The following is a 22,908-nucleotide window of genomic DNA, read 5'->3' as shown; positions in this document are numbered from 1 at the left end:
ACGAAACAGGCCCCCGAGCGTACGCTCGGGGGCCTGTTTCGCATACGGCGCTACTTCTTCTTGCCGCCGGACTCGTCGCTGGACAGGACGGCGATGAAGGCCTCCTGCGGGACCTCCACGGAGCCGACCATCTTCATCCGCTTCTTGCCTTCCTTCTGCTTCTCCAGCAGCTTCCGCTTGCGGGAGATGTCACCGCCGTAGCACTTGGCGAGGACGTCCTTGCGGATGGCGCGGATCGTCTCGCGGGCGATGACGCGGGAGCCGACGGCGGCCTGGATCGGCACCTCGAAGGCCTGCCGCGGGATGAGCTCGCGCAGCTTGGCCACCAGGCGCACGCCGTAGGCGTAGGCGGCGTCCTTGTGGCAGACGGCGGAGAAGGCGTCGACCTTGTCGCCGTGCAGCAGGATGTCGACCTTGACCAGGCTGGAGGACTGCTCGCCGGTGGGCTCGTAGTCGAGGGACGCGTAGCCGCGCGTCTTGGACTTCAGCTGGTCGAAGAAGTCGAACACGATCTCCGCGAGGGGGAGCGTGTAGCGGATCTCGACGCGGTCCTCGGAGAGGTAGTCCATGCCGAGCAGGGTGCCGCGGCGGGTCTGGCAGAGCTCCATGATCGCGCCGATGAACTCGCTGGGCGCGAGGATCGTGGCCCGTACCACCGGCTCGAACACGTCCGAGATCTTGCCCTCGGGGAATTCGCTCGGGTTGGTGACGGTGACCTCCTTGCCGTCCTCCAGCACCACCCGGTAGACCACGTTGGGCGCGGTGGCGATCAGGTCGAGGCCGAACTCGCGCTCCAGGCGCTCGCGGACCACGTCCAGGTGCAGCAGGCCGAGGAAGCCGACGCGGAAGCCGAAGCCCAGCGCCGCCGAGGTCTCGGGCTCGTAGACCAGCGCGGCGTCGTTGAGCTGGAGCTTGTCCAGGGCCTCGCGCAGGTCCGGGTAGTCCGAGCCGTCCAGCGGGTACAGGCCCGAGAAGACCATCGGCTTCGGGTCCTTGTAGCCGCCGAGGGCCTCGGTCGCACCGTTGTGCAGGCTGGTGATCGTGTCACCGACCTTGGACTGCCGGACGTCCTTCACGCCGGTGATGATGTAGCCCACCTCGCCGACGCCGATGCCGTCGGCCGGCGTCATCTCCGGGGAGGAGACGCCGATCTCGAGCAGCTCGTGGGTGGCGCCGGTGGACATCATCCGGATGCGCTCGCGCTTGTTGAGCTGGCCGTCGACGACACGGACGTAGGTGACGACGCCGCGGTAGGAGTCGTAGACCGAGTCGAAGATCATCGCGCGGGCGGGGGCGTCCTTGACGCCGACCGGGGCCGGGACGGTGGCGACGACCTTGTCGAGCAGGGCGTCCACGCCCATGCCCGTCTTCGCCGAGACGCGCAGGACGTCGTCCGGGTCGCAGCCGACCAGGTTCGCCAGCTCCTCGGCGAACTTCTCCGGCTGGGCGGCCGGCAGGTCGATCTTGTTGAGCACCGGGACGATCGCGAGGTCGTTCTCCATCGCCAGGTACAGGTTGGCGAGGGTCTGCGCCTCGATGCCCTGGGCGGCGTCCACCAGCAGGATCGTGCCCTCGCACGCCGCGAGGGAGCGCGAGACCTCGTAGGTGAAGTCGACGTGCCCGGGGGTGTCGATCATGTTCAGGATGTGCGTGCTGCCCTTGCCCGGCCCCTCCGTGGGCGCCCAGGGCAGACGGACCGCCTGCGACTTGATGGTGATGCCGCGCTCACGCTCGATGTCCATGCGGTCGAGGTACTGGGCGCGCATCTGCCGCTGGTCGACCACACCGGTCAGCTGGAGCATCCGGTCGGCGAGGGTCGACTTGCCGTGGTCGATGTGCGCGATGATGCAGAAATTACGGATCAGCGCCGGGTCGGTACGGCTCGGCTCGGGCACGTGGCTGGGGATGGCGGGCACGCAGTGTCCTGATTCTCGGGTCGCTGTCGGAGCTGCTGTCGGAACGGTACGCAGCCTCCATGGTCCCATGGACCTGGCGATGCGCTCGGTTTGGGCCGGTCGAAGCGCGCCTGGTAGCCTGGGTGGCTGTGTCTCGCATGCCCTCTCAGCAGACGGGACACATCCGGAAAATTCTCTGAACCTGAAAAGGCTCTTTCGTGGCGAACATCAAGTCCCAGATCAAGCGGAACAAGACCAACGAGAAGGCTCGCCTTCGCAACAAGTCGGTCAAGTCCGAGCTGCGCACCTTCATCCGCAAGGCCAACGAGGCGATCCTCGCCGGCGACGCGGAGAAGGCCACCGCTGCGGCCCGCCTGGCTTCCAAGAAGCTGGACAAGGCCGTCTCGAAGGGTGTCATCCACAAGAACGCCGCCGCCAACAAGAAGTCGGCGCTGGCCTCCAAGGTTGCCTCCATCTGAGCTCCGCACTCGATGTGATCGCCGGGACGGACCCAGCGGGCCCTCTCTCCCGCTCCTGACCGGCACCCCGCGCCGCACGCGGCCTGCGTTCGCCACGCGGGTGCGGCGCAACCAAGCAGTGACCGAAGGCCCCGGCCTCCGCCCTTCCCCAGGGCGGCGGCCGGGGCCTTCGCGTGTCCGCATGGCGTCCGTGCGGGACTTTGCGGACACCCCCCTAGCGGCGCTGGGGCCGGGCCGCGCGGGCGACCGCCACGACCGCCTTCTCCAGGGCGTACTCCGGGTCGTCCCCGCCGCCCTTCACACCGGCGTCGGCCACGGCCACGGCACGCAGCGCGTCGGCGACGCCGTCCGCGGACCAGCCCCGCATCTGCTGCCGGACCCGGTCGATCTTCCACGGCGGCATGCCGAGGTCCCGGGCGAGGTCGCCCGGCCGGGCGCCGCGGGGGGCGGAGGCGAGCTTGCCGATCGCGCGGACCGCCTGGGCGAGCGCGCTGGTGATCAGCACGGGCGCCACGCCGGTCGACAGGGACCAGCGCAGGGCTTCGAGGGCTTCGGCGGCCCGGCCCTCGACCGCCCGGTCGGCGACCGTGAAGCTGGAGGCCTCGGCCCGGCCCGTGTAGTAGCGGCCGACCACGGCCTCGTCGATCGTGCCCTCGACGTCCGCGCACAGCTGCGCCGCGGCGCTGGCCAGCTCCCGCAGGTCGCTGCCGATCGCGTCGACCAGTGTCTGGCACGCCTCGGGGGTCGCGGAACGCCCCAGCGTCCGGAACTCCCCGCGCACGAACGACAGCCGGTCCGCCGGCTTGGTCATCTTCGGGCAGGCGACCTCGCGGGCCCCGGCCTTGCGCGCCGCGTCCAGCAGGCCCTTGCCCTTGACCCCGCCCGCGTGCAGGAGGACGACCGTGATCTCCTCGTACGGCGACGCCAGGTACGCCTTGAGCTCCTTGGCCGCGTCCGCGCCCACGTCCTGCGCGTTGCGGACGACGAGGACCTTGCGCTCGGCGAACAGCGAGGGGCTGGTCAGCTCCGCCAGGGTGCCGGGCTGGAGCTGCTCGGAGGCGAGGTCCCGGACGTCGGTGTCGGCGTCGACCGCGCGGGCGGCCGCCACCACCTCCCGTACGGCACGGTCGAGCAGCAGGTCCTCCTGCCCCACCGCGAGGGTGAGCGGGGCGAGCGGATCGTCGGTGGGGTTCTTCCTGGTGGCCATCGCCCCCAGCATCCCACGCCGCACTGACACCGCCCCGCCCCCGGTGCCCGAGAATGGCCGGGTGAACCTGCGACATGTACTGGTACTGCCCGACCGCGACGCCGCCGAGGAGGTGGCCCAGGAGGTCGTCGACCGCTTCGGCCTGCCGGAGGAGCCCCAGCTGGTACGCGACGCCCTCGCCGGCGAGGACGACGCCGAGGACGCCCAGTGGCTGGTGGTCGTCGAAGACCCCCGCGAGCGGCTCGACGCCGCCTCGCTGGACGAACTCGCCGCCGCGTACGAAGGCTGGCTCGAAGCCCCGTAGGAGGGCCCCGCGCCCGCCCCCTCAGGCCTTGTGGACGATCTGTACGTCCAGCTGCACTTCCACGCTCGGCCCGATCGCCGCGATCCCCTGTGCCAGCACCGACTGCCAGTCGAGGGCGAAGTCCGCGCGGTTCAGCTCGGCCGTGGCCCGGCAGGCGGCCCGCGGTTCGCCCTCCAGGCCCGTGCCGTGCCCCAGGTACTGGGTGTCGAGGGTGACCGAACGGCTGACGCCGTGGAGGGTGAGGGCCCCCGCGACCGCCCAGCGGCTGCCGCTGCGGTGGATGAACCGCTCGCTGTAGAACTCCACCGTCGGGTGCCGGGCCGCGTCCAGGAAGTCGGTGGAGCGCAGGTGGTCGTCCCGCCTCCGCATCCCGGTGTCGATGCTCGCCGAGTCGATGATCACGTGCATGGAGGAGTCCTCCATGCGCTCGGCTATCCGCACCGCGCCGGCGAAGGTCGTGAACCGGCCGTGGATCCGCGCGAAGCCGATGTGCCGGGCGGTGAAGGCGATCGACGAATGCGTCGGATCGAGCTCCCAGTGCCCGGGCTGCGGGAGCAGCGGCGGCTCCACGGCGTCCAGGATGATCTCCGCCGTGCCGGGCTGCGGGTCCCCCACCAGCGTCGCCCCGTGGAAGGGCGCGTAGCCCTCGGCGGTGACGGTGAGCCGGTACTCGCCCTCCGGCATCGCCGCCGTGAATCCCCCGTACGGATCGGTCTCCCCGCTGACGACCCGTCGGCCGATCGGATCGGTGACCTCGAACTTGGCCTGGCGGACCGGCTGGTGGACCGTGTCGAGCACGCGGCAGCTCAACAGCCGCGCCGTAGGCGGCAGTGTCACCGTCGCCGATGTCTGCGGACCGGCTCCTGCGGCCGGATCCATCCCCCGTCTGCGACCGAACATGGCTGGTGCACCCCCGTGCTGTGTGGACTTGGACCGTTCTGGCGAAGACGCATTCGATCATGCTGCCGGGTTGTGGGCAAACAGAGCGGTCGCGCCCGGTATGCCCACGCCGATCCGGACGCCGCCTGGCCGGAAAGGCCCTCATCCCCGGGCCGCTCCCGGAGACGGCCACGGAGCCGTCCTCATCGGTGCGCAGCACAGCCGCACCAAGTGCCTTCAACCGTGCGAGCGTACGCGGCGCGGGGTGCCCGTAGCGGTTGCCCGCGCCGACGGGGACGATCGCGAGCCGCGGCCGGATCCGGTCCTGCAGCCCGGGGTCCTGGTGCGCCGAACCGTGGTGGGCGACCTTGAGCACGTCCACCGGCCCCAACTCCGGATGCTCCCTCAGCAGGGCCTGCTGGGACGGCGGTTCGAGGTCGCCGAGCAGCAGCAGCGTCAGGCCCGACGTGCGCACCAGCAGGGCGACGCTCGCGTCGTTGGGTCCCTCCGGCGGCGGACCCGCCGCCGAAGGCCACAGCACCTGCCACTCCAGCGGTCCCGTCCGGCGCCGCTCCCCCGGCGCCGCCGGCACGACCGGCACCCCGGCCCGCGCCGCCGCCCGCCGGACCAGGGCGGCCTGTAGGGGCGGTTCCTCCAGCGTGGTGGTTTCGATCACACCCACCGACCGGCCCCGCAGCACCCCGGACAGCCCTCCCACGTGATCGGCGTGGAAGTGCGTCAGCAGGAGCAGCGGGATCCGGGTCACCCCCAAGGCCCGCAGGCAGGCGTCCACCGGCCCCGGCTCCGGCCCGGCGTCCACCACGACGGCCGTCCCGGGGCCGGCGGCGAGCACGGCGGCATCGCCCTGGCCCACGGCGCACTGCACGTAGCTCCAGTCGGACGGCGGCCAGCCGGTGAGCGTACGGACCAGCTGCGGCGGCCGCAGGACCGCGACGAGCAGCAGCACGGCCACGACGGCACAGGCACCCCGCCGCCGCCCGAACCGCGCACCGAGTCCCACCGCGGCCAGCGTGACCACGACCAGCAGCAGCCCGCCCGCGATCCCGCCCGGCCAGGGCAGCTCCGCACCCGGCAGCCGCGCCCCGGCCCGCGCCACGCCGGCGATCCACCCGGCCGGCACCCCCGCGCACCAGGCGAGCAGCTTCGCCACGGGCATGCACAGCGGCGCCACGGCGAGCGCCGCGAAGCCGAGCACGGTGGCGGGGCCCGCCGCCAGCTCCGCCAGGAGGTTGCACGGCACCGCGACCAGGCTCACCCGCGCGGAGAGCACCACCACCACCGGCGCACACACGGCCTGCGCCGCGGCGGCCGCCCCCAGGGCGTCGGCCAGGCGCGGCGCCACCCCGCGCCGCCGCAGGGCCCCCGCCCAGCGGGGCCCGAGGGTGAGCAGCGCCCCGGTGGCCAGCACGGAGAGGAGGAAGCCGGGGCTCCGGGCCAGCCAGGGGTCGTACAGCACCAGCAGCAGTACGGCTCCGGCCAGCGCCGGGATCAGGGACCTGCGCCGCCCGGTGGCCAGGGCGAGCAGGGTGACCGCCCCGCAGGCGGCGGCCCGCAGCACGCTCGGATCGGGCCGGCACACCACCACGAAGGCCAGCGTCAGTGCCGCCCCGCACAGGGCCGTGGCCCGCAGCGAGAGCCCCAGCCGGGGCGCCAGCCCGCGCCGCTCGACCTGCTGCGCGCGGGCCGGGGGCCCGATCAGCAGGTACAGCACCACGGTCAGGTTGGAGCCCGAGACGGCCAGCAGGTGCAGCAGGTCGGTGGCCCTGAACGCCTCGTGCAGGTCGGGCGGTACCCGGGAGGTGTCCCCGACCACCAGCCCCGGCAGCAGGGCCCTGGCGTCCGGCGCGAGCCCTCCGGTGGCCTCCCGCAGCCCGGCGCGCAGCGTCCCCGCGAGGCGCTGCACCCGGTCGGGGCCGCCCGTCACCCCGGGCGGGGTGTCACCCGCCGGGCGGAGCAGCGCCACGGCCCGCTCCCCGTCCCCCGCCGGCGCCAGCCGGGCCACCACCGCGACCCGGGTCGAGGGCTCCAGCCGCGCCCAGTCCGGATGCCCGGCCAGCACCCGGACCGGGGTCTCCACCCGGGTCCGCGCCCCGTCGGGGCCGCCCACGCCGGTCACCACGGCGTCCAGCACCACCACCGGCGGCCCGCTCCCGCCGCGGGCCACTCGGGGGTCCGAGCCGACGGTGAGCTCCGCGTGCACCCGGGCGTGCTCCCGGGCCAGCCGGGCCACCGGCCCCGCTCGCGCCTCGGCCCGCTCCAGCCCGGCCACCCCCGCCCCGGTGGCGGCGCACAGCAGCGCGGCGGCCACGGCGGGACCGACCCTCGACAGCGGCTGCGCACACCTCGACCCGGCCAACAGCAGGATCCCCGCCGCGGCCACCGCGAGCCCCGCCCCGACGGCGCACCACCCGCCCGGCACCCCGAGCGCCAGGGCCGCCGCACCCCAGGCCGCCACGGCCGGCACCGCCAGCCGCAGATCGAGCGGCTCCGCCCGCTCCGCCCCGGCGCCCTCCCCGGGGCCCTCCACGACGCCGCTCACGGCCGCACCAGCCGGCGCAGTTCGGCGAACCTCCGCTCGCCGATGCCGTCGACCTGCCGGAGGTCCTCCACGGCCCGGAACCCGCCCCGGGCGGTGCGGAAGTCGACGATGTTCCGGGCAAGGACGGGCCCCACCCCGGGCAAGCCGTCCAGCTGCTCCACGGTCGCGCTGCCGAGGCTCAGCGGACCGGCACCGGCACCCGCGCCCCCGCCGGGCGCCGGCCCGCCCGGAGCCGGCTGCGCGGTGGCCCCCACCAGCACCTGCTCGCCGTCCACCAGCACCCGGGCCCGGTTGAGCCCGGTGGTGTCCGTGCCCGGCCGCACTCCCCCGGCGGCGGCCAGCGCGTCCTCCACCCGCGAGCCGCTGGGCAGCCGCCGCACCCCGGGGTCGCGGACCTTGCCGCCGACGTCGACCACGATGCGGGCACCCCCGCCGGCCGGCGCCGCTCCCGGCAGCGACGCCGAAGGGACCGGCGCGGGGCCGACCACGGCGGGCGCCGTCACCGGCTGCGGCCGCCCGGACCAGTACTGCTGGGCGGCGAAGCCGACCGCCACCACCAGCACCACCGCCACGGCGGCCACCGTCCGCGGCTCCACCCCGCACCGGACCTGCACCCACACGGGCAGCCGCTCCCGCAGGGCCAGCCGCCGCGCGTCCCCGGCCCTCAGCCCGCGGCCCTCCACCGGCGCCTCGACCGCCCCGGGTCCCCGTCCCGGCCCCACCGGAACCGGAACGGGCACCGGCCCCTCCGCCTGCGCCTCCGCCTCCCCAACGGCCGGCGGATCCGGCCAGGCCCGCGGATAGGCCCCGAGCCACGGCTCCGCGTCGGGCGGCGGATCGGCCACCCGCAGGGCCCCGGCTGCCTCCTCCCGCACCCCCTCCGGCGGCGGGGAACTCCCCATCAGGGCCTCGGCCCTGCGCCGCACCTCGGCGGGGTCGGGTCGGGGCCTCGCCCGGGCGCCACGGCGGTCCCGGAGCCGGCCGTCGGAGCGGCGCGCCCGCCCGGGCCCGCTGCCGGCCCCGGCGGCGATCGGGAAACGAGAACTGTCTGAGGTACGCGGCGTACGCGTTCGAAGAGTCATGCCACCGACGCTAGATCCGAACCCGGACCACCCGCTCGGAGTCCTCAATTCCGGTGGATGACCGGCCCGTTGTGGATAACCCGGCCACCCGTTCCGGTGATCAGCGGGGCGAGACGACCGCGGCCAGCAGCCCCGGCCCGGTGTGCGCGCCGATCACCGCGCCGACCTCGCTGACGTGCATCTCGCCCAGGGCGGGAATGCGTTCGCGGAGCCGCTGGGCGAGCTTCTCGGCCCGGTCCGGAGCCGCCAGGTGGTGGACGGCGACATCGACGCTGCGCGACCCGGCCCGTTCCACGGCCAGTTCCTCCAGCCGCGCGATGGCCTTGGAGGACGTGCGCACCTTCTCCAGCATCTCGATCCGCCCGCCGTCCAGGGTCAGCAGCGGTTTGACCGCCAGCGCCGAGCCGAGGAGGGCCTGGGCGGCCCCGATCCGCCCGCCGCGGCGCAGGTAGTCGAGGGTGTCCACGTAGAAGTACGCCGACATCTCGGCGGCCCGCTTCTCGGCGGCGGCCACGGCCTCGTCGGCGGACCCGCCGGCTTCCGCCGTCTCGGCCGCGGCGAGCGCGCAGAAGCCGAGGGCCATGGCGACCATGCCGGTGTCGACGACGCGGACCGGTACCGGCGCGGTCCGGGCCGCGACCACGGCGGCGTCGTAGGTGCCGGAGAACTCGGCGGACAGGTGCAGGCTCACGATGGCGGTCGCTCCGGCGTCCGCGGCCGCCCGGTAGGCCCGGACGAACTGTTCGGGGCCGGGGCGGGAGGTGGTGACCGACCGGCGCTTCTGCAAGGCCGCCGCGAGGCTGCGGGCCGAGATCTCGGTCCCTTCCTCCAGGGCCTCGTCCCCCAGGACCACGGTCAGGGGTACGGCAGTGATCCCGTGCCGCGCCATCGCCTGCGGGGGCAGGTAGGCCGTGGAATCGGTGACGATCGCGACATGGCGGGACATGAGCCGGAGGTTACCGGCACAGGCGGTGATCCGGCAGCCCGGGCCCCTCCCACCCGCCGGACCGCCCCACTCAGGCAGCGGACCCCCTCAGGCAGCGGACCCCCTCAGGCACCGGCCCCGCTCAACCGGTGCCCCCTCAGGCGGTCGCCCGCACCAGGCAGTAGCCCCACCAGGCGGTGACCCCCTCAGGCAGTAGCCCCCACCAGGCGGTGCCCACTCCTCAGGTGGTGGCCTCCGGCCGGGGGGCCTTCTGCCAGGGGTAAGCCGCCGCCGGGGCGGAAGGATTCAGCGCCGCCCGGCCGGCCTCCGCCGACCGCCCCGGCTCCTCAGCCTTCGGCGACGGCCCCGCCCCCGAACCCGAATCGGCCCGAGGACCCGCCGCATCCGGGCCCGCCGCGCCCGCCTGAACCGCGTCCCAGGCCGCCGCGGCGGCCGCCAGGTCGTCCACGGACTCCCGGGACCAGTCGCGCAGCGCGCCCGACTCCACCTCGATCTGCTCCGACAGGACCGCCAGGTCGTCGTCCGCGAACCGCCGGGCGCGGTCGCGCGCGGCCCACCGCAGCGAGTCCGCCGACTTCGTGATCTTGAGGGTGCGCTCCCGCAGCTCGGGCAGGCGCTCCGCGATCCGCTTGCGGTCCGGCTCCTGTTCCAGCCGCTTCAGTTCGTCGTCCAGCTCGTGCCCGTGCCGGCTCAGCCGCTCGAAGAGGGCGATGGACTCCTGAAGCGAGCTGTCCGCCTGCACACCCTGGTACAGGGCGGCCTGCGTGGTGCGCATGGAGGAGCGCAGGTCCAGCCGCAGCTGCGCCAGCGCGCCGCTGACCCCGACCTGGCCGAGGCTCCTGGCCTTCAGGGTGGTGTCCTCCACCGTCCGGCGGGCCTGCGTGATCGTCCGGTCCACGCCGCGCTTGGCCGCGCCGACCGCCTTGACCGTGGCCCAGGCGCCCAGCCCCAGGAACGCGAACAGCACCACCAGGGCAAAGATGATGATCAACGCGCCTACCTCCATGAGGTTCCCTTCCCCGGCCGGTTCCCGTCCCCTCCACCGTAAACGCCTCGGGCAGGCCAGGGGTTCCATTCGAACCCCCAACCTGCCCGTACGGGATGTCCCCGATCAGATGACGATGTTCACCAGCTTCGGCGCACGCACGATCACCTTGCGGATCTCCGCGCCGCCCAGGGCCGCGACGACGCCCGCGTCGGTGACGGCCAGCTGCTCCAGGTCGGCGTCGGAGATGCTCGGCGGCACCTCCAGGCGCGCCTTGACCTTGCCCTTGACCTGGACCACGCAGGTGACCGTCTCGTCCACGACGTACGCCGGGTCCGCGACGGGGAAGTCCTGGTGGACGACCGAGTCGGTGTGGCCCAGGCGGTGCCACAGCTCCTCCGCGATGTGCGGCGCCAGCGGGGCGACCAGCAGCACCAGCCGCTCGGCCACGGACCGCTCCAGCGGGCGGCCCGCCTTCGTCAGGGCGTTGTTCAGCTCGGTGATCTTCGCGATCGCCGTGTTGAAGCGCAGGCCCGCCATGTCCGAGCCGGCCCCGTCGATCGCCTTGTGCAGGGCGCGCAGGGTGGCCTCGTCGGGCTCGCCGTCGACGACGGTGACCCGGCCGGTCTCCTCGTCCACGATGTTGCGCCACAGGCGCTGGAGCAGCCGGTACTGGCCGACGACGGCGCGGGTGTCCCACGGGCGCGACACGTCCAGCGGGCCCATCGCCATCTCGTACAGGCGCAGGGTGTCCGCGCCGTACTCCTCGCAGATCTCGTCGGGCGTGACGGCGTTCTTCAGGGACTTGCCCATCTTGCCGTGCTCGCGCTTGACCTGCTTGCCCTCGTGGAAGTACGCGCCGTCCCGCTCCTCGACCTCGGCCGCCGGGACGTACACACCGCGCTCGTCGGTGTAGGCGTACGCCTGGATCATGCCCTGGTTGAACAGCTTGTGGAACGGCTCGGCCGAGGACACGTGGCCCAGGTCGAACAGCACCTTGGACCAGAAGCGGGCGTACAGCAGGTGCAGCACCGCGTGCTCGGCGCCGCCCACGTACAGGTCGACACCGCCGTGCGGCGCGCCCTCGCGCGGGCCCATCCAGTACTGCTCGATCTCCGGGTCCACCAGGGCCGACGCGTTGTTCGGGTCCAGGTAGCGCAGCTCGTACCAGCAGGAACCGGCCCAGTTCGGCATGGTGTTGGTCTCGCGCCGGTAGGACTTGACGCCGTCACCCAGGTCCAGTTCCACGTTGACCCACGCCTCGTTGCGCGACAGCGGGGTCTCCGGCTTGGAGGTGGCGTCGTCGGGCTCGAAGGTGCGCGGGGAGTAGTCCTCGACCTCCGGCAGCTCCAGCGGCAGCATCGACTCGGGCAGGGAGTGGGCGACGCCGTCCTGGTCGTAGACGATCGGGAAGGGCTCGCCCCAGTACCGCTGACGGCTGAACAGCCAGTCGCGCAGGCGGAAGTTGACGGTGCCCTCGCCGATCCCGCGCTCGGTCAGCCACTCGGTGATGGCGGCCTTGGCCTGGACCACGCCCAGGCCGTCCAGCGAGATGCCCTCGCCCGCCGAGTTCACCAGCTCCGCGTCGTGGGAGACGAACGCGTCCTCCCACTCGGCCGGGTCGGTGCCCCGGCCGTCCGTCGGCTGGACGACGCAGCGCATCGGCAGCTCGAAGGCGCGCGCGAACTCGAAGTCGCGGGCGTCGTGCGCCGGGACGGCCATGATCGCGCCGGTGCCGTAGCCCATCAGCACGTAGTCGGCGATGAAGACGGGAACCTTCTCGCCGCTGACCGGGTTGAGGGCGTACTCACCGGTGAAGACGCCGGTCTTGTCCTTGGCCTCGGCCTGCCGCTCCACGTCCGACTTGGAGGCGGCCTGCTTGCGGTACGCGGCCACGGCCTCGGCGGGGGTGGCGTAGCCGCCGGTCCACACGTCGTGCGTGCCCTCGGGCCAGGCGGCGGGGATGAACTTCTCGACCAGCGGGTGCTCCGGCGCCAGCACCATGTAGGTGGCGCCGAACAGCGTGTCGGGGCGGGTGGTGAAGACGGTGACGGCCTCGTCGCCCAGCGCGAAGTCGACGCGCGCGCCCTCGCTGCGGCCGATCCAGTTGCGCTGCTGCAGCTTGATGGCCTCGGGCCAGTCCAGCGCGTCCAGGTCGTCCAGCAGGCGGTCGGCGTAGGCCGTGATCCGCATGTTCCACTGGCTCAGGCGGGACTTGAAGACGGGGAAGTTCCCGCGCTCGGACCGGCCGTCGGCGGTGACCTCCTCGTTGGCCAGTACGGTGCCCAGCCCGGGGCACCAGTTCACGGGCGCGTCCGAGGCGTAGGCCAGGCGGAAGCCGTTCAGCACGTCGGCCCGCTCGGCGGCGCTCAGGCCGGCCCAGGCGCGGCCTCCGGGGACCTCACGGCTGCCGTTCTCGAAGGCGGCGACCAGTTCGGAGATCGGGCGGGCCTTCTGCGCGTCGGTGTCGTACCAGGAGTTGTAGATCTGCAGGAAGATCCACTGGGTCCACTTGTAGTAGTCCGGGTCGATCGTCGCGAAGGACCGGCGCTTGTCGTGGCCCAGGCCCAGCCGGCGCAGCTGGACCTTCATGTTCTCGATGTTCGCCTCGGTCGACACGCGCGGGTGGGTGCCGGTCTGCACGGCGTACTGCTCGGCCGGCAGGCCGAAGGCGTCGAAGCCCAGGGTGTGCAGGACGTTGTGGCCGGTCATCCGCTGATGGCGGGCGAAGACGTCGGTGGCGATGTATCCGAGCGGGTGGCCCACGTGCAGGCCCGCACCGGAGGGGTACGGGAACATGTCCATGATGAACTTCTTGGGCCGGGCGACGACCGCGGGCTCCCCGGCCAGGTCACCGGTCGGGTTCGGCGCCTCGTAGGTGCCCTCCGCGTCCCATACGTCCTGCCAGCGTGCCTCGATGTCGGCGGCCATGGCAGCCGTGTAACGGTGCCCCTCGGCCGCCTCGGGGGCCGGGGTGTTCGTCTCGCTCATGATTTCTGAAGCTCCATCGATCGTCTCTGCCGTCTCTGCCTGCCCAAACGAAAAAACCCCTCGCACAGGAGGGGACGCCGCGCCGATGCCGACCGTCTCGAAGGGTCGGCACTGATCAGCGCGGCTCGGTAAGCAGAAGGCGTACGGCACGCATGGCGTCAGGGTACCGCAGCGGCCCCTACGGGCGCTCGGACGTTCCACCGGCCGGGCACCCGGACCGGCCACCGGAAGACCCGGAGCACGACGAGAAGCGGGCCACCCGATCCGGGTGGCCCGCTTCTTCACTGTGGAGCTAAGGAGAATTGAACTCCTGACCTCCTGCATGCCATGCAGGCGCTCTACCAACTGAGCTATAGCCCCTTGCTTCTCTGCCGCCGGGCCCCTTCTCGGTTTCCCTTGCCGGTTCCCCCTGGCGACATCGAGAACATTACACGGTCATGGCCCCACTCCAAAAATCGGTTTCCCGGGGCCTTCCGAGGGGGCCCGACGCCTGTCCGGTTTGACCGGAATGCTCATGCGCGGGCGAACTGGTAGAAGCGCTTCAGCGTGCAGTGTTCGTCGAGCAGGCGGCCGTAGATCGGCTCGCCCTCCAGCTCCCGGTACGTCTCGATCGGGTCGCCTTTTATGATCAGCGCCCGCGCGCATTCCTCGCACCAGTACTGGTAGTCGGGATTGACCGGTTCCATGTCCCGCACGATCGGCGTGCCGTTGTCGCACCAGTCGCACCGCCGCCGGTGTGCACCCATCCGTCAGCGACTCCCTCCCGCGTCGGGCCGTCGTGTCCCCCTCCGGCGGTCCGATTCTGCCACGTCGGCAGCGCCCGGGGCAGCAAGCGCACAAAGGGGGGCAAACGCAAGGATCCCGCCCCCTGTTGGGGACGGGATCCTGATTGTGGAGCTAAGGAGAATTGAACTCCTGACCTCCTGCATGCCATGCAGGCGCTCTACCAACTGAGCTATAGCCCCGCTCTCCGCCGCGTTCCCCCCGTTTCCGGTGTTCTTCGCTGCGAACAAGAAGAACTCTAGCCTGTGACCAGCCGGAAAGTGAAATCCGGGTCCGAGCCGCCCCCCGCGCCCCTGCGGCACGCCGCGGAAGGCGTCAGTCGTCGTCGCCGAGCACCGGTTCCGGCAGCGTGCCGGCGTTGTGCTCCAGCAGGCGCCAGCCCCGGGCGCCTTCGCCGAGGACGGACCAGCAGCAGTTGGAAAGGCCGCCAAGACCCTCCCAGTAGTACGACTCCAGGCCCAGCAGGCGCCCGATGGTCGTACGGATGGTGCCGCCGTGGCTGACGACGACGAGCGTGCCGCCCTCCGGCAGCCGGTCGGCGTGACCGAGCACCACCGGGGCGGCCCGGTCGGCGACCTCGGTCTCCAGCTCACCGCCGCCGCGCCGGACGGGCTCGCCGCGCTTCCACGCCGCGTACTGCTCGCCGTACTTCTCGAGGATCTCCTCGTGGGTGAGGCCCTGCCACTCGCCGGCGTAGGTCTCGCGCAGCGCCTCGTCGTGCGCCACGGGCAGGCCGGTGACAGCGGCCAGCTCGGCAGCCGTCTTCGCGGCCCGCCGCAGGTCGGAGGCCACGATGGCGTCCGGCTTCAGCGAGGCGAGCAGCCGGGCGGCGCGGCGCGCCTGCGCCACACCCGTCTCGGTCAGCTCGATGTCCGTGGAGCCCTGGAAGCGGCGCTCCAGGTTCCACGAGGTCTGGCCGTGCCGCCAGAGGACGATCTTCCTGCCGGTCTTGCCGGTGGCGGTCGTGCTCAGAACAGATCACCGTCCAGGTCGTCGTCGCCACCCTGTGCCTCGCGCAGCTTCGCGTGCTCCTCGGCCTTGCCGATGGTGAGCTTGGCGTCCTCGGGGAGCTCGATCTCGGGGCAGTCCTTCCACAGGCGCTCCAGCGCGTAGAAGACGCGCTCCTCGCTGTGCTGGACGTGGACGACGATGTCGACGTAGTCGAGCAGGATCCAGCGGGCGTCGCGGTCGCCCTCGCGGCGCACCGGCTTGGCGCCGAGCTCCTTGAGCAGCCGCTCCTCGATCTCGTCCACGATCGACTTGACCTGGCGGTCGTTGGGCGCGGAGGCGAGGAGGAAGGCGTCGGTGATCGACAGCACGTCGCTGACGTCGTACGCGATGATGTCGTGCGCGAGCCGGTCGGCCGCGGCCTGGGCTGCGGTGGTGATGAGCTCGATGGAGCGGTCCGTGGCGGTCACTGGCCATGCTTTCGGGTTGGCGGGCAGATCCCTACAAGGGTCTCATGTACCGCCGACGCCGCCCGCGCTTGACGTACCGCGCGGGCGGGAGGCCCAGGTCAGGACGGCTTGTAGTCCCCGCCCAGGATCACCACGACGTCCGCGTTCACCGCGTTCTCGGCCTTCTTCACGTCCGACTCCGGCAGCCCCAGCGTCTTGGCGACGTCGACCGCCCGGTCCAGCTGGGCGTCGTCCTGGTACGTGATCTGCGAGGTGGCGGCCGTCCGGTCGGCCTTGCCGCCGTCCACGAGGCCGTAGCCGCCGTTCAGCAGCGCCGCCTTCGCCGCGATCTGCGCCTTCTCGCTCCCGGTGGCGTCCTTGAGGCCCACGCGGAGGGCGGCGCCGGGCTGGGCCGCGGTGAAGGAGCCGCCGAGGATCTCCTTGACCACCTTCTTGTTGGCGTCGTCGGTCAGGCCCCCGTCCGGCTTCACGGTGAGCACCTCGGTGCGGTACGCCGCTACCTTGGCGTGCTCGCCGATCCGCGACAGCAGTCCGCCGAGGTTCTGCGCGTCCAGTCCCGGATCGAGGATCTGGCCCATGCTCTCGACCGTCGTGGCCGCCGCCTTCGGATCGCCCGGGATCTTGCGCAGGACCGCGTAGAGGACCTTGCCGGTGCGCTCCAGCTGCCTGGCCTCCGGCTCGCCCTGGGCGCGGTGGGTGGCGTACGCGACGGCCATGGCGCCGGTCAGGCTCTGCCGGGAGCCCTGTCCGACGGCCGGGGTCTTGGCCTGCTCGTCGGCCGGGACGGCGGTGTCGGTGTCCACCTCGATGCCCCCGACCAGCTCGACGAGCCGTTCCAGGAAGGGGGTGTCCAGGCGCCAGGTGCCGCCGATGCGGGTGCCGAGGACGGTGTCGAGGGACTCGCGGGTGCCGAGGCTGCCCTCCTCGACGGCTTTGCCGAGGGAGGTTCCGGTGCCGTCCTGCTTGGGGACGCCGAGGGTGTTGGGGATCAGGACGGTGGCGCCCTGCCGGGTGGTGACGTTGTCCACGAGGAGGGCGGTGGAGCTGCCGCCCCGCTTGGTGTTGTGCAGGTGGACGACGATCATGTCGCGCTTCTGCGCCCCGGCGGCGGCCGCGGCGCCCTGCTTCTGCCCGGGGCCGTCGAGGAACGGCAGCTTGCCCGCGTACCAGAGGTAGCCGGCGCCGCCGACGACGAACAGGGCGAGGACGACGATCAGGGCGACGACCCGGTTGCGGCCGCGCCGGCGGGCCTCCTCACGGCGCTCGGTCCGGCTCTCGGTGAAGGCGAGCCAGTCGATGACCTCGGAGTCCTCGTCGGGCTGGTCGATGAAGGCGAACTGTTCCGTGCGGTAGCCGGGGGCGTCGTCCGCGTCCGGGGTGGCCGGCGCGGACTCCTCCGCGGTGGCCCGGCGCGGCTCGGGCACCTGGGCGGCCGGCGGGGCCGGGGCCGGCGGCTCCTGGGGGGCGCTCTGCTGCGGGATCCAGTGCGGGGGCTGCTGGGTGCCGTACCCGGGGGCGGACGCCTGGGGCGGGTAGGGGTCGTAGCCCTGCCCCTGCGGGTCCTGCGGGTACGGGTACGGGGTCTCGTAGGGCTGCTCGTATCCGGGGTACTGCTGGTGGTCCTGGTAGGGCTGCCCGTACGGGGGCGGGGCGGACTGCGCGGGCACCTGGCCGTACACGGGCCTGCCGTACGAGTCGTAGCCGATGAGCTGCAGCTGGGCGGCGTACGGGTCGTACGGATCCTGTGGGTCGTTCACCGCGGGGCCCCTCTCTCCGGAAGCTCAGGCTCCCCGGTACAGCTCACGCTTGTCGATGTAGCGCACCACACCGTCCGGCACCAGATACCAGACGGGATCGCCCTGGGCGACCCGCGTACGGCAGTCCGTGGAGGAGATCGCGAGCGCGGGCACCTCGACCAGCGAGACCCCGCCCTCGGGGAGTCCGTCGTCGGTGAGGAGGTGGCCGGGCCGGGTCACTCCGATGAAGTGGGCGAGGGAGAACAGCTCGTCCGCGTTGCGCCAGGTCAGGATCTGCGCGAGGGCATCGGCACCGGTGATGAAGAACAGGTCGGCGTCGGCGTTGAGCGCGCTCAGGTCCCGCAGCGTGTCGATGGTGTACGTGGGGCCGCCGCGGTCGATGTCGATGCGGCTCACGGAGAACTGCGGGTTCGAGGCGGTCGCGATGACCGTCATGAGGTAGCGGTCCTCGGCGGGCGACACGGCCCGCTGCGACTTCTGCCACGGTTCGCCCGTCGGCACGAAGACCACCTCGTCGAGGTGGAAGAGGGCGGCCACCTCACTGGCGGCCACCAGGTGTCCGTGGTGGATCGGGTCGAACGTCCCGCCCATCACGCCGAGCCGGCGCTTGACCGGGCCCGTAGGCATTTCCTGCTCTCCCATGAGCGCAGAGCCTACTGGCCCGGTGCCGTGCGCGCGGCGGCCCGGTCGGGTACGGAGCCCGGTCCGGAACGAACCCGGTAGGAGGCGGCCTAGCGGTCGCGGTTCAGGCGGGTGGTCACCCAGAGCATGAGCAGCAGGACGACGAACGCACCGCCACCGGTCAGGTACGGGCTCAGGCTTTCGTGGTTGCCGCCGTGCCCGCCTTCCTCCGCAGCGAGGAGGACCAGGTCGTGGGCGGTGGTGGAGAGGCTCATCAGGCAGGTACCTATCGAGTCGGGGAGCGGGCGGAGACTTCCCTCACATCGTATGCGGGGGCCTCGGGCACGCTCACGCCGACTCAGGCGTTGGAGAGGATGCACGCACGTCACCACAGCCGATCCAGGGGGAGGGCGCCATGACGGACACCGGATCCGAGACGACACCGGCACGCGAGCGGAGGAGGTTCCCCGGAATCTCCTCGCGGGCCTACGAACACCCGGCGGACCGCTCGGCGCTGGTCGCGCTGCGCAGACTCGCCGGATTCGACACGGTGTTCAAGGCCCTCAGCGGGCTCCTCCCGGAGCGCAGCCTGCGGCTGCTGTTCCTGTCGGACTCGGTGCGGGTGGGCGAGACCCAGTTCCCGCACCTGTACGAGATGCTGCGCGACGCCTGTTACATCCTGGACCTGGAGAAGGTCCCCCAGATGTACGTGCAGCAGGACCCGAAGCCCAACGCGATGTGCATCGGGCTGGACGAGCCGATCATCGTGGTGACGACGGCGCTGGTGGAGCTGCTCGACGAGGAGGAGATGCGGGCGGTGGTGGGCCACGAGGTGGGCCACGCGCTGTCCGGGCACTCCGTGTACCGCACGGTGCTGCTGTTCCTGACGAACCTGGCGCTGAAGGTGGCCTGGATCCCGCTGGGCACGGTGGCGGTCACGGCGATCGTGACGGCGCTGCGCGAGTGGTTCCGCAAGTCGGAGCTGTCGGCGGACCGGGCCGGTCTGCTGGTGGGGCAGGACGTGAACGCCTCGATGCGCGGCCTGATGAAGATCGCCGGCGGCAACCACCTGCACGAGATGAACGTCGACGCCTTCCTCGCCCAGGCCGAGGAGTACGAGGAGAGCGGCGACCTGCGCGACTCCGTGCTCAAGATCCTCAACGTGCTGCCGCGGACCCACCCCTTCACCACGGTACGGGCCGCCGAGCTGAAGAAGTGGTCCCTGAGCCGGGACCACCAGCGGATCATGGACGGCCACTACCCGAAGCGGGACGAGGACAAGGACACCTCCGTGACCGACTCCTTCCGCCAGTCCGCGTCGCACTACGCGGAGTCGGTGCGCACCAGCAAGGATCCGCTGATGAAGCTGGTCGGCGACATAGCCGGCGGTGCGGGCGACCTGGGCGGGAAGCTGCGCGACCGCTTCACCGGTACGGGCGGCGCCCCGCGCGACGCCGGCGACGCCAAGGGCTCCCCCGGCCCCACGGGCTCCGCAGGCCCCGCGGGCGCTACCGAAGGGGACTGACGGAGGCCGGCGGGGGCGCCAGCGACTGCGGGGGCGGCTGCGAGGGCGCCGGCGTGCTGCTCGGCGCGGCGGCCGGGGCGAGTACGCCGCACAGCCCGGCGGTGCGCCGGGGGTGGCCGCTCGCGTACGGGTCGCTCGCGGGCGGGCCCACGGTCGTCGGCCCGGCTCCGGCCGGCAGGGGGCGGAAGCCCTCGGCGGGCTCGGTGGCGCAGTCCTGCGGCCCGGCCATCACGTAGGCCGAGGAGACCTCCGCCCGGCGGGTCGTCAGGTCCTCGCGGTCGAAGCGCAGGCGCAGCTCGCGGCGCACGGTGAAGAGCGAGGCCCCGTCGGCGGCGGGCGGGACGGCCGCCGGACGGACGGCGTACACGAAAGTGTGGTCCGTGCTCACCTCCAGCACCTCCGGGTTCACCTCCTGGACGGCGAGGCTGCCGCTCACCCGGACGCGCGGGTCGGCGACGACGGCGGTGCCGGGGTCGAAGCGGACCAGCCAGCCGGTGGCGGCGTGCCGGCCGTCGCCGGAGGGCGCGGCCATGCTCTCGTCGAACTGGGCCAGCTGCCCGGGGTCCAGGAGTACCCGCACGGGCCGGGAGGCCGTCCCGGAGAGCACGTCCGGGTCCAGCGAGGACTGCACCAGGTAGTCCTTGGCGATGGACAGGGCAGCGACGACCTGGCCCTCGGTGAAGTGGTGCGTGCGCCGCGCCGCGGGGAGCGTGATCCCGGCCGCCCCGATGCGGTAGTCGGCCGCCGGGCTGTCCGCGTAGAGGTCGCCCGGCCGGCCGCCGGGCACCTCGGCGGCGGGTGCCAGGGGGACGACGGTGCTGATGAGCGGCTCGGCGTTGCCGCCGGCCGGGGGGACGTACGGGTTGCGCACGCCCATGTAGACGGCGACCGCGAAGGCCGTGGCGATGAGCAGCACGAGCAGCATGCCCTGGCGGGCGCCGCGGCCCGGGGTGCCGGTGCGGGGGCCGGCGGAGCCGCCGCCGGACCAGAGGGAGCGGCTGCGGACGGCCGGGGCGTGCTCGCCCATGCGTTCCTGGGCGGAGAACTCCTGGAGCCGGGCAGCACGGACGAAGTCCTCGTCGAACACCACCGAGCGGTACTCGTCCGGGCGCAGTTCCTCGTCACCCCCGCCGATGCCATCGGGGGTGCCGTTGGGCGGATCTCCTGGAACGGCCATCGCTTCTCCCGCTGTCCCCGCTTCAGAGAAGCCCCCAGCTCCGGCGCAGGAAGTGGGGTCGTACCTTCAGGGTTGGCGGCCGACGGGGTAGGTAAACGCGCCGACGCCGGTGACTTCCCTGAGCGGCGTACTGGCCGGGGCGGGTGCGGGGTCCTGGTCGCCGGAGGCGCTGCGGTAGACGGCGCTGAAGGCCAGCGCGACCATGCCGAGCCCCATCACGACGGCGAGCACCCAGGCGACCGGGCGGAGCCAGGGCGAGCGGCCGCGGTAGGGGCGCAGGGCCCCTCCGTAGGCGCCGTACGGGCCCTCGGCGTACCCGTAGCCGTAGCCGTACGGGCCGGGCTCCCAGCCGGGTTCGTCGAGGCCGTACCCGTCGGGGTGGCCGTAGTCCTCGTCCCCCGCCCAGCCTCCGGCGACCCGGGCGGCCTCGGCCTCGGCGCGCGCCCGGTCGGCTGCGCGCTGGCGCTCGGCCGCGCTGGGTTCATGGATTTCGGCGTTCCGGACGAAGGCCTCGTCGAACACCACGGAGGCGAAGTCGTGATCCGCGCCTCCGCGGTCGTCGTCGGGCTTCCCGTCGTCCGGGAACGGCTTGCCCCCCACGTCGTCCGGCACGGGACCAGCGTAGACCTGGGGGGCGTCTTTGGGCAGGGTGTGAGCCGGTTCCGGCCACACCGTGTCCCTTCCGCGGTTACCGCACGTGACCGTCGCCGGTGACGATGTACTTGGTGGAGGTGAGCTCGGGAAGGCCCATCGGGCCCCGGGCGTGCAGCTTCTGGGTGGAGATCCCGATCTCGGCGCCGAAGCCGAACTGGCCACCGTCCGTGAACCGGGTGGAGGCGTTCACGGCGACCGTGGTCGAGTCGACCAGCTGGGTGAAGCGGCGGGCGGCGGCCTGCGAGGTGGTGACGATCGCCTCGGTGTGACCGGAGGTCCAGCGGCGGATGTGGGCGACGGCGTCGTCGAGGGAGTTCACGACGGCGGCGGCGATGTCGTACGACAGGTACTCCGCGGCCCAGTCCTCGTCGGTGGCGGGCACGGCGGTGGCCTTGCCCCCCTCGGCCGCGGCCAGCACCCGGTCGTCGCCGTGGACGGTGACGCCGGCGTCGGCGAGCGCGTCCAGGGCGCGCGGCAGGAAGGCGGCGGCGATGTCGCGGTGCACGAGGAGGGTCTCGGCGGCGTTGCAGACGGAGGGCCGCTGGGCCTTGGAGTTGATGAGGATGTCCACGGCCATGTCGAGGTCGGCCTCGGCGTCGACGTAGACGTGGCAGTTGCCGGTACCGGTCTCGATGACCGGGACGATGGACTCCTCGACGACCGTCTTGATGAGCGAGGCACCGCCGCGCGGGATGAGCACGTCGACGAGGCCGCGGGCGCGCATCAGTTCGCGGACGGAGTCGCGGGACTCGCCGGGGACGAGCTGGATCGCGTCGGCGGGCAGGCCGGCGTCCTCGATGGCGTCGCGCAGGATGGCGACGAGCGCGGTGTTCGAGGCGTAGGCGGAGGAGCTGCCGCGGAGCAGGACGGCGTTGCCGGACTTCAGGCAGAGCGCGGCGGCGTCGACGGTGACGTTGGGGCGGGCCTCGTAGATGATGCCGACGACCCCGAGGGGGACGCGGATCTGGCGGAGGTCGATGCCGTTGGGGAGGGTGGAGCCGCGGACGACCTCGCCGACGGGGTCGGGCAGGGCCGCCACGTCCCGTACGTCGGAGGCGATGGCGCGGACGCGCTCCGGGGTGAGGGTCAGGCGGTCGATGACGGTTTCGCTGGTGCCGGCCGCCCTGGCCTTCGCGGTGTCCTCGGCGTTGGCCTCGACGATCTCGGCGGTACGGGCCTCCAGCGCGTCCGCGATGGCCAGCAGGGCCGTGTCCTTGGCGGACCGCGGCAGTGGGGCGATGGCGGCGGCGGCGGTACGGGCCGCCTGCGCGGTGGCGGTGACGGGGGAGGTGGCGGTGGCGTCGTCGAGCGAGGTCATGCGGCCCAGGGTAATCCCCGCCCCGCCGGCTGCCGCCGGGGTTCCACCCCCCGAGACGGCCCCTCCTCGACCCACCGGCCTCGCGCCGCCGCGCCGGACTCCGTCCCGGGGCGGGGCCGGTACGGCCGGGGCCGCCGGGTCGCGTGCGGGTGGGTGCGGGTGCGGGCGGGCCGGGTGCGGTGCGGGCGGTGTGCCGCTGCGCGGAGCGAGGTCCCCTACCCGCCCTTCGCCCGTTCCCCGGGGCTCCGCCCCGGACCCCGCGCCTCAAACGCCGGCGAGGCTTGGATGTGCCGGCTGTCGCCCGGCGGGGCTGGAGTGCGCGCAGCG

The 22,908-nt window shown here is 73.0% G+C and carries 19 protein-coding genes, 2 tRNA genes and 1 pseudogene; 3 read left to right on the top strand and 19 right to left on the bottom strand.

Annotated features, from left to right (window positions below):
* Nucleotides 1–50: 50 nt before the first annotated feature.
* On the bottom strand, nucleotides 51–1,916 hold the full coding sequence (gene lepA, locus AB0D45_RS18750) for a translation elongation factor 4 (RefSeq protein ID WP_361601740.1): 1,866 nt from the start codon (nucleotides 1,914–1,916) through the stop codon (nucleotides 51–53).
* Nucleotides 1,917–2,113: 197 nt separating this feature from the next.
* Between lepA and rpsT the strand changes: the two genes are divergently transcribed.
* Complete coding sequence (gene rpsT / locus AB0D45_RS18745) at nucleotides 2,114–2,374, top strand: 30S ribosomal protein S20 (RefSeq protein ID WP_079426863.1); 261 nt, start codon at nucleotides 2,114–2,116, stop codon at nucleotides 2,372–2,374.
* A gap of 214 nt (nucleotides 2,375–2,588) precedes the next feature.
* Here rpsT and holA read toward each other — a convergent pair whose 3' ends face one another.
* Nucleotides 2,589–3,581 carry a DNA polymerase III subunit delta gene (gene holA / locus AB0D45_RS18740; protein WP_362460202.1) on the bottom strand — a complete coding sequence of 331 codons (993 nt, stop codon included), beginning with the start codon at nucleotides 3,579–3,581 and terminating at the stop codon, nucleotides 2,589–2,591.
* Nucleotides 3,582–3,642: 61 nt separating this feature from the next.
* Here holA and AB0D45_RS18735 point away from each other — a divergent pair, with 61 nt between their 5' ends.
* Nucleotides 3,643–3,885 carry a hypothetical protein gene (locus tag AB0D45_RS18735; protein ID WP_361601746.1) on the top strand — a complete coding sequence of 81 codons (243 nt, stop codon included), beginning with the start codon at nucleotides 3,643–3,645 and terminating at the stop codon, nucleotides 3,883–3,885.
* A gap of 21 nt (nucleotides 3,886–3,906) precedes the next feature.
* Here AB0D45_RS18735 and AB0D45_RS18730 read toward each other — a convergent pair whose 3' ends face one another.
* The 14 genes and pseudogenes from AB0D45_RS18730 to AB0D45_RS18665 form a co-directional block, all read right to left on the bottom strand.
* Complete coding sequence (locus tag AB0D45_RS18730) at nucleotides 3,907–4,764, bottom strand: YceI family protein (protein WP_362460299.1); 858 nt, start codon at nucleotides 4,762–4,764, stop codon at nucleotides 3,907–3,909.
* A 157-nt stretch (nucleotides 4,765–4,921) separates the two neighbouring features.
* A pseudogene (locus AB0D45_RS18725) lies at nucleotides 4,922–7,324 on the bottom strand (ComEC/Rec2 family competence protein); the annotation flags it as partial.
* The gene (locus AB0D45_RS18720) at nucleotides 7,321–8,406 is read right to left on the bottom strand and encodes a ComEA family DNA-binding protein (protein ID WP_362460199.1); all 1,086 of its coding nucleotides are present in this window, start codon (nucleotides 8,404–8,406) and stop codon (nucleotides 7,321–7,323) included. The pseudogene AB0D45_RS18725 and the gene AB0D45_RS18720, both read right to left, overlap by 4 nt.
* A 100-nt stretch (nucleotides 8,407–8,506) precedes the next feature.
* On the bottom strand, nucleotides 8,507–9,352 hold the full coding sequence (locus AB0D45_RS18715; protein WP_362460196.1) for a DegV family protein: 846 nt from the start codon (nucleotides 9,350–9,352) through the stop codon (nucleotides 8,507–8,509).
* Nucleotides 9,353–9,572: 220 nt separating this feature from the next.
* Entirely contained in the window at nucleotides 9,573–10,358 is a 786-nt protein-coding gene (locus AB0D45_RS18710) for a hypothetical protein (protein ID WP_362460192.1), read from the bottom strand.
* Between the two features lie 105 nt (nucleotides 10,359–10,463).
* A complete protein-coding gene (gene leuS, locus AB0D45_RS18705; protein WP_362460189.1) occupies nucleotides 10,464–13,328 on the bottom strand; it encodes a leucine--tRNA ligase in 2,865 nt (954 codons plus the stop codon).
* Between the two features lie 287 nt (nucleotides 13,329–13,615).
* Nucleotides 13,616–13,688 (bottom strand) — tRNA-Ala (locus tag AB0D45_RS18700).
* Nucleotides 13,689–13,840: 152 nt separating this feature from the next.
* Entirely contained in the window at nucleotides 13,841–14,074 is a 234-nt protein-coding gene (locus tag AB0D45_RS18695; RefSeq protein WP_266577344.1) for a hypothetical protein, read from the bottom strand.
* Between the two features lie 146 nt (nucleotides 14,075–14,220).
* Nucleotides 14,221–14,293: transfer RNA gene (locus AB0D45_RS18690), tRNA-Ala, on the bottom strand.
* Between the two features lie 133 nt (nucleotides 14,294–14,426).
* A complete protein-coding gene (locus AB0D45_RS18685) occupies nucleotides 14,427–15,083 on the bottom strand; it encodes a histidine phosphatase family protein (protein ID WP_361601790.1) in 657 nt (218 codons plus the stop codon).
* Entirely contained in the window at nucleotides 15,080–15,529 is a 450-nt protein-coding gene (rsfS, locus tag AB0D45_RS18680; protein ID WP_361601763.1) for a ribosome silencing factor, read from the bottom strand. Before rsfS ends, AB0D45_RS18685 begins: the two co-directional genes overlap by 4 nt.
* Before the next feature lie 98 nt (nucleotides 15,530–15,627).
* Nucleotides 15,628–17,286 (bottom strand): LytR C-terminal domain-containing protein, encoded by a 1,659-nt coding sequence (locus tag AB0D45_RS18675; RefSeq protein WP_362460185.1) that lies wholly within the window; start codon nucleotides 17,284–17,286, stop codon nucleotides 15,628–15,630.
* A gap of 24 nt (nucleotides 17,287–17,310) precedes the next feature.
* A complete protein-coding gene (gene nadD, locus AB0D45_RS18670) occupies nucleotides 17,311–17,928 on the bottom strand; it encodes a nicotinate-nucleotide adenylyltransferase (RefSeq protein ID WP_361601769.1) in 618 nt (205 codons plus the stop codon).
* Nucleotides 17,929–18,017: 89 nt separating this feature from the next.
* A complete protein-coding gene (locus tag AB0D45_RS18665) occupies nucleotides 18,018–18,182 on the bottom strand; it encodes a hypothetical protein (protein WP_361601772.1) in 165 nt (54 codons plus the stop codon).
* Between the two features lie 140 nt (nucleotides 18,183–18,322).
* Here AB0D45_RS18665 and AB0D45_RS18660 point away from each other — a divergent pair, with 140 nt between their 5' ends.
* Nucleotides 18,323–19,432, top strand: a complete 1,110-nt coding sequence (locus AB0D45_RS18660) for a M48 family metalloprotease (RefSeq protein WP_362460181.1) — start codon at nucleotides 18,323–18,325, stop codon at nucleotides 19,430–19,432.
* Here the strand turns inward: AB0D45_RS18660 and AB0D45_RS18655 are convergent.
* The 3 genes from AB0D45_RS18655 to AB0D45_RS18645 all read right to left on the bottom strand — a co-directional run bounded on the left by AB0D45_RS18655 (nucleotide 19,416) and on the right by AB0D45_RS18645 (nucleotide 22,581).
* Nucleotides 19,416–20,609: a hypothetical protein gene (locus AB0D45_RS18655; protein WP_362460178.1), complete on the bottom strand. Its 1,194-nt coding sequence runs from the start codon at nucleotides 20,607–20,609 to the stop codon at nucleotides 19,416–19,418. The two genes, AB0D45_RS18660 and AB0D45_RS18655, sit on opposite strands and share 17 nt — an antisense overlap.
* A gap of 66 nt (nucleotides 20,610–20,675) precedes the next feature.
* A complete protein-coding gene (locus tag AB0D45_RS18650) occupies nucleotides 20,676–21,221 on the bottom strand; it encodes a hypothetical protein (protein WP_361601781.1) in 546 nt (181 codons plus the stop codon).
* 76 nt (nucleotides 21,222–21,297) lie between these two features.
* Nucleotides 21,298–22,581: a glutamate-5-semialdehyde dehydrogenase gene (locus tag AB0D45_RS18645; RefSeq protein ID WP_362460175.1), complete on the bottom strand. Its 1,284-nt coding sequence runs from the start codon at nucleotides 22,579–22,581 to the stop codon at nucleotides 21,298–21,300.
* Between the last annotated feature and the right edge of the window lie 327 nt (nucleotides 22,582–22,908).

This window comes from Streptomyces sp. NPDC048352 (assembly GCF_040651895.1).
GTDB lineage: Bacteria > Actinomycetota > Actinomycetes > Streptomycetales > Streptomycetaceae > Streptomyces.
The sequence above is the reverse complement of the archived record's forward strand: the minus strand, read 5'-3'. Positions and strand labels throughout refer to the sequence as shown.